The 12,112-nt window shown below is 44.8% G+C and carries 9 protein-coding genes; 1 reads left to right on the forward strand and 8 read right to left on the reverse strand.

Going from position 1 to position 12,112, the window contains the following annotated elements; all coding sequences use genetic code 11:
- Nucleotides 1-8: 8 nt before the first annotated feature.
- From GJU82_RS05925 to GJU82_RS05950, 6 genes are read right to left on the reverse strand one after another with little or no spacing between them, the layout of a single operon-like run.
- Entirely contained in the window at nucleotides 9-770 is a 762-nt protein-coding gene (locus GJU82_RS05925; protein ID WP_153631303.1) for a sugar isomerase domain-containing protein, read from the reverse strand.
- 4 nt (nucleotides 771-774) lie between these two features.
- Complete coding sequence (locus tag GJU82_RS05930) at nucleotides 775-1,929, reverse strand: sugar MFS transporter (RefSeq protein ID WP_153631304.1); 1,155 nt, start codon at nucleotides 1,927-1,929, stop codon at nucleotides 775-777.
- A gap of 2 nt (nucleotides 1,930-1,931) precedes the next feature.
- The gene (locus GJU82_RS05935; protein ID WP_153631305.1) at nucleotides 1,932-2,891 is read right to left on the reverse strand and encodes an ROK family protein; all 960 of its coding nucleotides are present in this window, start codon (nucleotides 2,889-2,891) and stop codon (nucleotides 1,932-1,934) included.
- A gap of 11 nt (nucleotides 2,892-2,902) precedes the next feature.
- The gene (locus tag GJU82_RS05940) at nucleotides 2,903-3,709 is read right to left on the reverse strand and encodes a hypothetical protein (protein ID WP_153631306.1); all 807 of its coding nucleotides are present in this window, start codon (nucleotides 3,707-3,709) and stop codon (nucleotides 2,903-2,905) included.
- A 30-nt stretch (nucleotides 3,710-3,739) separates the two neighbouring features.
- The gene (locus tag GJU82_RS05945) at nucleotides 3,740-5,347 is read right to left on the reverse strand and encodes a RagB/SusD family nutrient uptake outer membrane protein (protein ID WP_153631307.1); all 1,608 of its coding nucleotides are present in this window, start codon (nucleotides 5,345-5,347) and stop codon (nucleotides 3,740-3,742) included.
- A gap of 11 nt (nucleotides 5,348-5,358) precedes the next feature.
- Nucleotides 5,359-8,742: a TonB-dependent receptor gene (locus GJU82_RS05950; RefSeq protein WP_228488586.1), complete on the reverse strand. Its 3,384-nt coding sequence runs from the start codon at nucleotides 8,740-8,742 to the stop codon at nucleotides 5,359-5,361.
- Nucleotides 8,743-8,979: 237 nt separating this feature from the next.
- Between GJU82_RS05950 and GJU82_RS05955 the strand changes: the two genes are divergently transcribed.
- Nucleotides 8,980-10,074, forward strand: coding sequence for an ISAs1 family transposase (locus tag GJU82_RS05955; protein WP_153631308.1), 1,095 nt, complete (start codon nucleotides 8,980-8,982; stop codon nucleotides 10,072-10,074).
- 147 nt (nucleotides 10,075-10,221) lie between these two features.
- Here GJU82_RS05955 and GJU82_RS05960 read toward each other — a convergent pair whose 3' ends face one another.
- Together GJU82_RS05960 and GJU82_RS05965 are read right to left on the reverse strand one after the other, a co-directional pair.
- Complete coding sequence (locus GJU82_RS05960) at nucleotides 10,222-11,205, reverse strand: FecR family protein (RefSeq protein ID WP_153631309.1); 984 nt, start codon at nucleotides 11,203-11,205, stop codon at nucleotides 10,222-10,224.
- 115 nt (nucleotides 11,206-11,320) lie between these two features.
- Nucleotides 11,321-11,878, reverse strand: a complete 558-nt coding sequence (locus GJU82_RS05965; protein ID WP_153631310.1) for an RNA polymerase sigma-70 factor — start codon at nucleotides 11,876-11,878, stop codon at nucleotides 11,321-11,323.
- Nucleotides 11,879-12,112 lie beyond the last annotated feature (234 nt).

The following is a 12,112-nucleotide window of genomic DNA, read 5'->3' on the forward strand; positions in this document are numbered from 1 at the left end:
CTACTAGTCTAAACTCCTTTAATTCTTTTCTTGTATTCAGTCAGGCATGACTGAAGACGTTCGTGAGCGGTAGTGTCTCCAGGGACATTATGTGATGGATGGATATACAGCTTCACTCCCCTGTCTGCCAGAATCTCCGCTACCGTCAGGACAGTCATCCAGGTGGCTGTAACGAATGCCATTGTCGACACCGGACCGACCTTGTCAACGTGATTCTTCAGCGAAACAGAGGCATCTTGCACAGGGACACATGAATCAACGACCACATCAGCAAGTTCAAAAAGAGTCTTGCCACTGGAATGTCTTGGTTTTTTCCCTTTGGCCTCTTCAGCCGATCCAAAAACAATCAGCTTATTACCCATCTCCTTTACTTTAAGGGCGATATCAATATTCACGGCATTAATACCTGTATGTGAAAACATCCAGAAACAGTCATCCGGATGGAATTGATATCCTTTCATAATCTCCGTTCCATACCCCTCAACCCGTTCCAAAAACACAAAATTCTGCACGCTCATCCCGTTGGTAATGTTTGTGAAAAAGGTCAGTGGTAATTCCAGCATCGGATGAAAGCCTACAAATCCACCGATTCGCGGATAAATATCCTGGATTGGCAGGGTAGCATGACCGCAACCGAAAGTGTGGACCCACCGTTCTTTTTCAATGGAGTCAGCCATGATCATCGCCGCTTTCCTGATATTTTCCATTTGAGTTTCCTCAATTTTGTTCATAACGCCGTGCGCGTTATTCAACCATTCTTTAGCTATCATAAATCTATTGTTTAATGATTTTATATTTCACAGCATACAGTAATGCTATGATGATTGAAACAAACAGTATGAGCAACACACTTAACATGCTCATTCCCAACAACTGCAAGATATAACCAGTTAACAAATTCAGTAATATGTTCCCAACCAGGGCTATACCGATCACAATACTGAAAACGATTCCGGTATAACCGGGAAATGCATCGGCTGCATAGTCCAGCATAACCGGAAAAGATGCTGCCAGTCCCACACCGATAATCGCGATCCCGGTCAGGGACACCCAGAACGTAGGCCCTAATCCCATAATGAGAATTCCAGCCATGGCAATCAGCAAACTGAATAACAACACCTTGAAAGACGATACTTTTTTCAGGAGTTGGCTTAAAAAGAGTCGGGTCAGTGCAATACTGACACAGCTAACGGTTATTGCATAAAGTGCCCTCGCATAATCCACATGAAACGTATCTTTCAGGTAGGTAGGAGCCCAGGTCGGAAGGATGGCTTCAACGGCACTCTGAAAAAAGAGAACCAAACCAATGATAATAATCGCCGGTTTAGTAAAAAAACCGAGGTATTCCCGCATTTTCACCGGTTTTTCCCGTTTAGGAGCCGGAAACTTCACGAATAGTACGAATACTAAGGGAATTACCAGCACCAGACCGGTAATAAACAAGATGGCCTGGTAGTTTAAACCCGAATTCAATAGAATGGAAGTCAACAACGGAAATCCAAACGCCCCAACCCCGTAAAAGACACCCAGCAAACTGATCCAGGCACCGGCATTTTCGGGATAAAGAATGGCCACGATTAGATTGGTGACTCCATTGATAACTCCCCCGCCGACTCCGATTAACAAAAACAGGTAAGGAATAACCGATACATCCGGAGCATAAATAATCCCCTCTATTCCCATAATAACGAAGAGGATTCCCAGAATCATGATGGGCTTATAACCATAAAACTCGACAATCGCTCCAAAAGTAAAGGAACCAACCAGGATACCCGTGGTCAACATAGAAGCACAGAACCCGATAAAAATTTTGTCGACCTGATAAGTAGAAGTCAGAAAGTCGTTGATGGTTCCGACCACCACCATCGTAATGCCAAACAACATCATTACCAAGCCGGTGACAAAGAATTGAAGTTTTCGTGTATCCATGGTTATTCGCTTAAATTGTCATCGTAACCCATTGCCAGTTTAGCCGCGCCATAAAGACCAGCCATTTCAGCGTTCCAGGAAGCTTCCAACCGAACCTGTTTCATGGCAATGGGCTGTCCCCATTTTACGGCCTCCTGATAAATTTTGTCAAGAAATCGTACTGCCTCGCCAAATACCCCTCCACCGAAGATAACCACCTCAGGATTTAGGATACTCACCAGATTCGCAACAGCCATCCCCCAGTATTCAATGGCATTGTCGATTACCCGAACCGCAATTTCATCGTTATCATCATATGCGCGGAACAGGTTATAAGCATTTATTTCCCGGGTCCGGAACATTCCCGAATAGTCAGACTGCAAAGACAGCAACTCATTCGCATACCGGGTCAAGCCATCTCCTGAAGCGTAATATTCAAAACACCCGCAGGGAATGTATTTATCCTCGTATGGTTTGCTAAGTGCAAGCCAGCCAACGGCCCCGGCAATACCGCCGGGACCCTGGACAACTTCACCATCGATCATTATGCCGGCTCCGATTCCTGTTCCAACGGCTAGAAAAATAGCATTCCGACATCCCCGGGATTTCCCTTTCCATGTTTCTCCTAGGACATAACAGGCCCGATCTCCGGCAATTTCTATATTGATCTGTCTTCCTTCTATCGTTTCGAACAACTCCCTCTTCAGAGGGTAGTTGTCCCATCCATCGATGTTGGGCACCCAGACCGTGCCGGAAACGGCATTGTAAATTCCGGGAACAGATACACCAACGGCTCTCACCGGATCCGCTAAGGAATCGCCGATGGTCAGCAACAACTTCAATTGTGATTGCATCAATTCACTGACCTCTTTGCCTTTTTTCCCTTGAAGCAATACCTTTCTTACATCCAGTATCTCTCCATCTTCAGAAAAAATCGCACTGATCAGTTTCGTTCCTCCGAGGTCAATTCCAATTACTGACATGATTTTCGGTTTTAGTACCGGTATCCTTTTTTCTTAAATCGCCATACCCACCCCAGATTCTTGGCACTTCCGGCACAATTCTGGAACAGCACGAGTTCATTCTCATTCAGCAATTTTATCTGGTAAATCCGGACATCGGGTACAAATACATAATCGTAGTCACACAGATCCATATCCTTCAGGGTGATGGTCATGTTGTCGGCATCAAACTCAAATTCGCTGCTTTTCGGTTCTGCCCCGGGAGACGTTGTTATCTTCAGGGTATTGACATCATCGACACGACTGAAGAACAACTCATCTTCAAATCCACCGTCAGCCGGGTTGGTTCCATCAGCAACCGGAGACCACCAGAGTTCTTCCCAATTGGTAGGACTGGACAAATACCAATGTTGGGTTCCGTCTCCATAATCGGTGGCGTATACCCAGGTCACCCCGTCTCCAAAAGAGCCCACCAGGTAAGACAGTGGTTCCGGGACCAATCCCTCCAAAACGGTTACCTCTACTTCCCTTTGAATACTGACAATACCACCGTCTGTCACGACGTCACAAACAATTTCTTTTTTGCCAAGAGAAGTTAGTTTGAGTGTGTCTGTTGTTGCGAAAGAGCTCAGACCATCTGCCTTCCAAAGAACGATGCTGCCATCTTTAACAGAAACCGCTATTTCGTTGCTCCCCGGAGTTAAACTTTCCACTTTCAGGTCTAGCTCCTGAGCTACCTCATCTACGCTTTTCAAGGCAGGAAGAGAATCCCTGTCCTCAATGGGATCACAAGATGCAATCAGCATTGTGACAAACAGAAATATGAATATTTTTTTCATCTCTTTTTGAATTCTTAGGTTTGTATTGATTTACTGCCAACCGGGATTTTGTTCGAGAACACCTTCAGACAACAAAATTTGGGATTCAGGTATCGGCAAGAACCCTTTGGTTTCAGGATTGAATGTTACCGAATAAGTAGTTTGCTTTCCTCCGCTGACAACCGGAATATTCGAAATGGCACTAAAGGCTTTTTCGGCATCATGCCACCTAAGCAAATCATAGTACCTCACTCCCTCAAACGCCAGTTCATGGCGTCTTTCCACCTTGATATTATCCAGTGTTACGGGAACGCTTGGCAATTGAACACGGTCACGAACATCATCAAGATATTCCTGGGCTTTGGTTGAACCCAGTTCAGCCCCCATCAGCATGACATCCGCCAACCGCAGAAGGACCACTTCCTGTGTATTACAGGTCATGTTATCCTGCTTTTGATCAGGAGCATAGATCTGGGTGAACATACTTTTACTGGCGCCGTCGACTTCAATATTGACCGGCATGTATTTCTTCTGCCAGAAATAAGTTTCCTCTACCTGATCGGGAGAAGAAACATACCCGATACTTTCCGCATTCACATCACAGACCGAACCGACTTTCCGGATATCATCGTTGCTCCAGGAATCCCATAACTGGGGATTTACCGGGCCGCATCCCCACCCATATCCGAACGGGTAAGTATTTTGCATTCTCAATCCGAAAAACAGGTTGAAGCGGTTACAGGTGGCTGATTGAATAGAGAATCGAATAGAGAACATCGCCTCGGTATTTCCACCTTCCTCACCTACCCAGGAAAGATTATTATCCTTCGCGTAGGGATACACATCACCGGCATAGGCATAGGGCCATTGGTTTCGAAAATCACTAACCAATTTGTGACCGCTGTTGGCGACACAATCATCTACATAGTTGATTACCTCAGCTTTAGTAATTGTACCTCCGTCAGGCAACGGCAATTCGGTTTTACCATAAACTCCCGTATAAAACAGGAACACCCGGGCCATGTATCCTTCTGCAGCCCATTTAGTTGTACGTCCAATATCGTTAACAGAATAGGGAGCAGCCGGTAATTTCTCGATTGCCTGTTTCAAATCCAGCGCAATCTGGGCATATAACTCTTCCGGTGTGGCCTTGGGCAGATTCTCCGGTTCCGTTTTCAATACCAGGGGAACGGTACCAAACATCCGGGCCAAATCGAAGTAGAAGAATGCTCTCATAAATAAAGCTTCCCCTTCATACCGGGCTTGCTGCGTTTCTGAATCCCAATCCGTTACCTGCGAAATACTCTCCAGCAACATATTGGACCGGTAAACTCCCTTGTAGTCCTGCTGCCATGGGAACAAATACATATCGTACGAATAGTTTTTAAAATCTGCTATCGCCTGAAGTTCCGGATCCACGGTACCTCCGCCGCCAAAGCGGTCATCCGACATCAATTCGGAAACGAAAAAACTGTGCTTGAACAGATTGTCTCCGGGATTCATCAAGCTGTAAATTCCATATAGTGCCTCTTCTACGTCCCCAGGCGTTTGGTAGAAACTGGTATTCACTTTCATTGTAAGTGGCTCCGTATCCAGAAAGTTATTGGAGCATTGGCTGAAAAGCAGGATGACACCCAACAGATAGAATATCTTTTTCATAGTCTGAATTTTTAAAATACAATGTTGAAACCGAACATGACCGTTCTCGGACTGGGGTAGTACCCCAGATCTATCCCGGAACCGAAACTTACTCCTCCGTTATATCCTACTTCCGGGTCCATGCCGGAATATTTGGTGAACGTGTAGAGATTCTGTACAGCTACATAAGCACGCAGCTTCTGGAAGGGTATCTGACGATACAGGGCTTTGAAATCATACCCGAATGAAATATCCGATATTCTCAGGTAATCACCGTCTTCAATGTACAAGTCTGATATGTTGGTAGCGTTGATGGATGACAGGGTCGAAAGCTTGGGAAGCCGGTTGGAAGTTCCTTCCCCGTGCCACCTCCCGAAAATCTCGGTCGTATAATTATGCCGGGGATAAATCCCAAAGTCACGATAAGAGCGAATGATTTGGTTTCCGGCTACTCCATTGGCAGATACCGAAAAGTCAAATCCCTTGAAATCAGCACCCACACTCAACCCAAATATAAAATCCGGGTTGGGATCACCAATCTTTACTTTGTCTTTGTCATCGATGATATTGTCATCGTTCATGTTGACAAAACGGACGTCACCGGGAGTCGCATTCGGTTGAATCAATTCCCCTTTGGAATTTTTGTAGGCCAGTACTTCCTGCTCATTCTGAAAAATTCCATCCGTCTTGTATCCCCAGAAATATCCGATGGGCATCCCTTCTTCAGCCCGGAAAATTTCGCTGGTCAAATCGGCCAAAATATTGGTGGGGCCATGAATGATCTTTTCAGAATTGGCAATACGGGTGATTCGGTTCTTATTGTGGGATAAATTGGCCCCGACATGATAATGCAACTCGCCGATTTTATCACTCCACTGCAAGGAGAATTCAACTCCCGTATTTTCCACGTCCCCGCCGTTGATATAGGGTGCTGTAGTTCCATAGCTTGCCAGTGCAGGAGCCCGGACCAACCAATCTTTCGTTGTCTTTTTATACCAGTCGAAACTGAAAACCAGCTTGCTGTCGAAAAGCCGGGAATCCAATCCGATATCTGTCTGTTCGGAAGTCTCCCATGTGATATCCGGGTTCGGCATGATACTCGGGTAAGCGCCAACCAGGCGGTTTGTTTTGTCCAGCGTGTAATAGCTGGCATCGAAAGCGATGGATGATAAATACTGGAAAGAATCAATGTTCTGATTTCCGTTTTGTCCCCAACTGGCCCTGATTTTTAGAAAATCCAGCCACTTTTCTGTTCCTTTCATAAAAGGTTCACTGGATGCAATCCAGCCTGCTGCTACGGATGGGAAATATCCCCAGCGTTTGCCCCGGGCAAATTTTGAAGAACCGTCGGCCCGGGCAACCAGGGTCAACAGATACTTCTCGCGAAAATTATAGTTCAGCCTTCCGAAATAGGAAAGCAACATATTTTCTCCCCAGGGATAGCTGGATAATTGTGTATTTTTGGCATCAATCTTCTCTGCATTGATCAGGTAAGCGTGCTCCAGATCATCGAATATACTGTTCACGTTTTTGCCCGTGATCGATTCCCCGATGCCGTCTTTTTGAATGGTATTTCCAGCCAGTACGTTAAACTTGTGTTCTCCATTCAGTGTGAAAACGTAATTTATCGTGTTCTCAAACGTATAGGCAGAACCCAGCGACATGCTGTGATAAATATCGCTTTCGTTATTGAAAGAACGCTCACTCAACTGGTAAGCTGGAACATAGCTTCTGTAACTTGAACCGTAAAGGGAATATCCGAAATTGCTCTTAATGGTCAAATCCTTTATCGGCTGCAGTTCCGCGAAAGCATTTGCCAATAACTGATGGTTCTTGGAAATGTTCCGGCTATTGTAATCCATAATTCCTATCGGATTGGCTTCCCTGACATCCCAGGCATCGATGGCATAATGATAGTCACCGTTGTCATCGTATATGGGCATCAGCGGACTTGCAGACACCATATTCCGGATGGCATTGTTGTACATACCGCCGATGGCAATACCGGACTTTTCATAATAACTATAGACAATGTTTTCACCGATCTTCAGAATATCCCGGTTGTTATGCTGATAGATGATATGCTCCGTATTTACCCTGACGTTGTATCTGTCGTAAGAAGATGCTACCGGCTTACCCAAAATTCCATCCTGCGAAGTGTAGGAGAAACCGGTGGAATAAGATGAACTCTTGGTGCCTCCGTTAAATCCCAGTGAGTGATTCTGTATCGGGGCATCTTTAACCGTAATGGCGTCCAGCCAGTTGGTTCCTTTACTTTTTCCACTCTCTATATCACTCCAGTTGGGAATAATACTGGCATAATCATAAGGCATCATCTTATCATTGATCCGCGCCTCATTCATCATGGCTGCATATTCCGGGGCATTCAACAAGGGCACCTTTTTATACAGGTTCTGAAGCCCGTAATATTCGTCATATGTAATGGTTGGTTTTGTCTCAAATCTGCCTTTCTTAGTCGTTATAAGGATGACACCGTTTGCCGCACGGGAACCGTAAATGGCAGATGACGCCGCATCCTTCAGTACATCGATAGACTGGATGTCAGATGGATTGATAAAATCGATATTCGATACCGGAGTTCCATCAACGATGAATAAAGGCGTTGCGTTACCGATGGTTCCCATACCGCGAATATTGATATTGTAACTTTCACCGGGCTGTCCTGATTTTTTTACAATCTGGACACCTGAAGTAAAAGATTTCATGGCATCGACGACCGAAACCGTCTTGCTCTGTTCAATATTTTCACTGCTAATCTGCGAGGTAGCACCGGTTACCAGCTTTTTCTTTTGTACACCATACCCGATGGCTACCACTTCCTGTAAACCGACCGTTTCGCCTTCCATCACCAGGTTAATCGTCGTCTGATCTTTTACCTGGATTTCCTGGGTTTTCATTCCAATGAAGGAGAAAACCAACACAGCATTCTCCGGAACATTGCCCATTGTATAATATCCGTCCGGGTTAGTTACCGTACCATTGGTAGTACCTTTTACCACGATGGTAACACCCGGTAGCGGTTCTCCGGAAGTATCCGTAACTTTTCCGGAGATAGCATGCTGCGGCTGGGATAGCTTATCCTGTGATTTTTCCGCGTCCGGATATACAATAATGTTCTTCCCGTCCAGTTTATAAGTCAGCCCTGTACCGTTTAGCAACTCGCTGACAATATCCATGATATCCTGCCCGGAGATATCGACAGAACTTCTGCCAACCTCACGTATTTGTTCATTTTGATAGAAAAACCGATAATCGGTTTGTGCTTCAATTTGGTTGAAAATCTCCCCCAATGTCCCGTCCACTACTTTCACCGAAATTTTCGAATTTTGAGAGTATGACGATGCTGAAAAGACATTAAGGACCAAAGCAAGGATTAAGAAGGTCGTTAGTTTCATAACTCGCAACAATTGTGTCCACCCGATCCTTCAGGGCCAACGCATGACTTTTTGAAAAAGCCAGGTTTTGAATGGGTTTGTTCACGGGTTATCAACATGGGCCCGGGCTTAAATCCTGAAACTTGAATCTTTTTGAATGATTGTTGATATGTTCATCTTTGAATGTCAATAACTTGTACTGGCCGTGGTACAGCATTCAGCCGGGAGTTTCCCAGTTTTGGTTGAAAACAAGGCACTATGGAAACCTCATTGCACAAACACTTTTCAGGATTGAACGATCCAAGGATCAAACGGAACAAGAAGCACCTGTTGTTGGATATTGTTATCCTGGCCATCATTGCAGTCCTATGTGGGGCGGAGTCGTGGAACTCGATCGAGCTGTTCGGGAAAACCAAGATTGGTTTCCTAAAAAGCTTCCTGAAACTGCCCAACGGCATCCCCTCGCACGATACGATCAACCGGGTCTTTTCGATGCTCAATCCCGGAAAATTCGAAAAGCTGTTTGCCCAATGGGCCGCTTCGCTGAAGGATAAAGATATTGACCTGGAGTTGATTGCCATTGACGGGAAAACGGCAAGGGGATCAAAAGACACTTTTCATGACCGGTCCCCGATCCACCTGGTCAATGCCTGGGCCGGCCACAACGGACTGGTGCTTGGGCAATGCAGGTCGGAGGGAAAATCCAACGAAATCACCACCATCCCCTTATTGCTGGAGATTCTGGATATCGAAGGCTGCATTGTAACCATTGACGCCATGGGCACCCAAACCAAAATAGCTGAAGCCATTGTGAAGGGAGAAGGTGACTACGTGCTGGCCTTAAAAGGGAACCAAAAAGAATTAAGGGAGGAAACCGAAAGCATTTTCCGGGTGCAGCAACCTGCCTCAACCCACGAAGTGACCGAAAAAGGGCACGGACGGATAGAAACACGCAAGTGCGAAGTGATCAACGACCTGGGGTTTTTGCACGGGAAGGAAAAATGGGAAGGGCTGTCAAGTATTGTAAGAATCACCACCGAACGGGTTGTCCGTGACAAAACGGAACATGAGGCCCGTTACTACATCAGTAGTTTGGACACCTCGGCTGACCGGTTCAACCAATATATCAGGATGCACTGGGGCGTGGAAAACTCACTGCACTGGACACTGGACATGACTTTTGGGGAGGACGGCCAAAGAAAGAGGAACGGGATGGCAGCCCAAAACTTTGCCCTTGTCAACAAAATTGCCCTTAATATATTGAAAAAGGACAGTTCCAAGGGAAGCCTCAAGTCCAAAAGGCTCAGGGCCGGCTGGGACAACAAGTTCCTGCTGAAATTAATCACAAATTAAATGCGTTGGCCCTGCCCGATCCTTACCGGATGGTCCGGAAATCGTTTTTTTTTCATAGTTTTGAATGGATTTATGCAATTAAATCTATTATGTAAAGGTGATATTTCGTTGGCGCGGGTATCACCTTTATCTTTATCTATTTAGCGCTCATTTTCTCAGCGCCAGCCTGATGGTTTTGTTGTCTATTTCATAGTTTATAGGAATTGTCAGGTTAATAAATTCAAGAACTCTCTCAATTGTCAGGTTATTAATGGTGCCGGTATAATGGATATTACGGAAGGCCTCTTTATTGTAGAGAAAGGTTACAGCATAATATCTCTCCAATTTCTGTAACAACTCATTAAATGAGTCGTTATCAAAAACCAGGATCCCTTGTCGCCATAAAATCTCATTCTGCACGTTGGCTTTCATTTTCGTCATCACGTGAGTGGTTGGCCGGTAGACCACTTTTTCTCCAGGTTTCAATTCAATCGGTGATTTTCTTCCGGTCAACGACATTTCGATTCTGCCCGACAATAAGGATACTTTGTCAAACTCGGCCCCCGGATAGTGGGATACATTAAATTTGGTACCCAGGACCCGAACTTTGGCATCACCTGTTTCGACAACAAAGGGATAATCGCTGGAGTGTTTTACTTCGAAATAAGCCTCCCCATTCAGGTAGACCTTCCGTTCCCTACGATCAGGATGGTACCTCACTTCGGTCTCGGCATTCAGCCATACGATACTGCTGTCAGGCAAGGTAACCTTGCTTTGCTGACCGGCTTGCGTGGATACTTCTACCCAGTTGTTCCTATAGAAGAGATTGGATTTCGAAATGAAATACGATGAAACGCCGGCAATTGATATGAGCAAGATAATTGCAGCGGCAATCTTTGAGAAACTGAAAAACAGTGAACGCTTTCCTTTTGTTCCCACGGCCGGAGTGATCCGGGTCAGCAACCTCTCTCTTGCATGCGTCAAAAGACCCGGTGACTTCTCTTCTAACGGATGATTCCAAAAAGTTCTGAGGCTGCCCAGAAATCTTGAGTTATCCGCAGACTTTCTTTCCCATCGGGACAGATCATCCAACTCATCTTTGTCAGCAATGTTCAGCAGGTAACGGGCAATAATTTCTGAAATATCCTTCATCCCAAATGGTTAGTGTTTGATATAAGGACACCACTTTCGCAAATTTTCCCCAAAGAAATTTTAAAATATTTCAGGCACGGAAGAAAGGAAGCAACCAAACAAGCTGTTTGTCAGCCTATAACGAAAACAAAAAAGAAGTAAGTCCCCTGGAATTCTTTGGATTGGAGAGATCAATATTTAGTTTCTGTGCAATTTTCTGAACGGCAATAGCAATCTGATTGTCCACCGTCTTGACGGAGATATTCAGGATGTGGGCCACTTCATTTCGGTTAAGCCCGTCTTCCCTGAGCAATTTAAAGATCATCTTGCATTTGGAAGGAAGCTGGTTCACTGCTTCATTCAACCTCGCAAACATCTCGTTCTCGACAAGCAAATCATCTGCGCCCACCTTGTATCCCGACAGTTGAACATGAGAATCTTCCAGCATATCAAAGTGGAATTTCCATTCCTTCTTAAGTGTATTAAGGGCCGTATTTCTGACGGACACAAACAGATAGGTTTCAATATTGTTAATGGAGTTCAATGACTTTCTATGTGTCCACAATTTCGTAAACACATCTAATACAATTTCTTCGGCCAGCAGCTCAGACTTGGTAATGGTAGTAGCGAATTGGATTAAGCGTGTGAAGAAATAATCAAAAAAGTCAGTGAAAGACTCCTGAGTTAATTTCACCCTAAACTGATTAAACTTATATTTTCCTTTGCTTCCCAATGTAATTCGCTTCCAGAATTAAATTAATGTTAAGCCTGTAAGTTTAAGCATTATTTGAGAATAAAGGTCAACAATCAAAAAAAGGAATGCAAATAGTCAAAAACCTATTTCTTACTCATCATTAGCTTACGCAATAATCCTTTCCTTTCCAATGTATTAATTTCCAAATACTTTCCCTCCGGGTTTTTCTGTCTG

Source organism: Prolixibacter sp. SD074 (genome assembly GCF_009617895.1).
Taxonomy (GTDB): domain Bacteria; phylum Bacteroidota; class Bacteroidia; order Bacteroidales; family Prolixibacteraceae; genus Prolixibacter.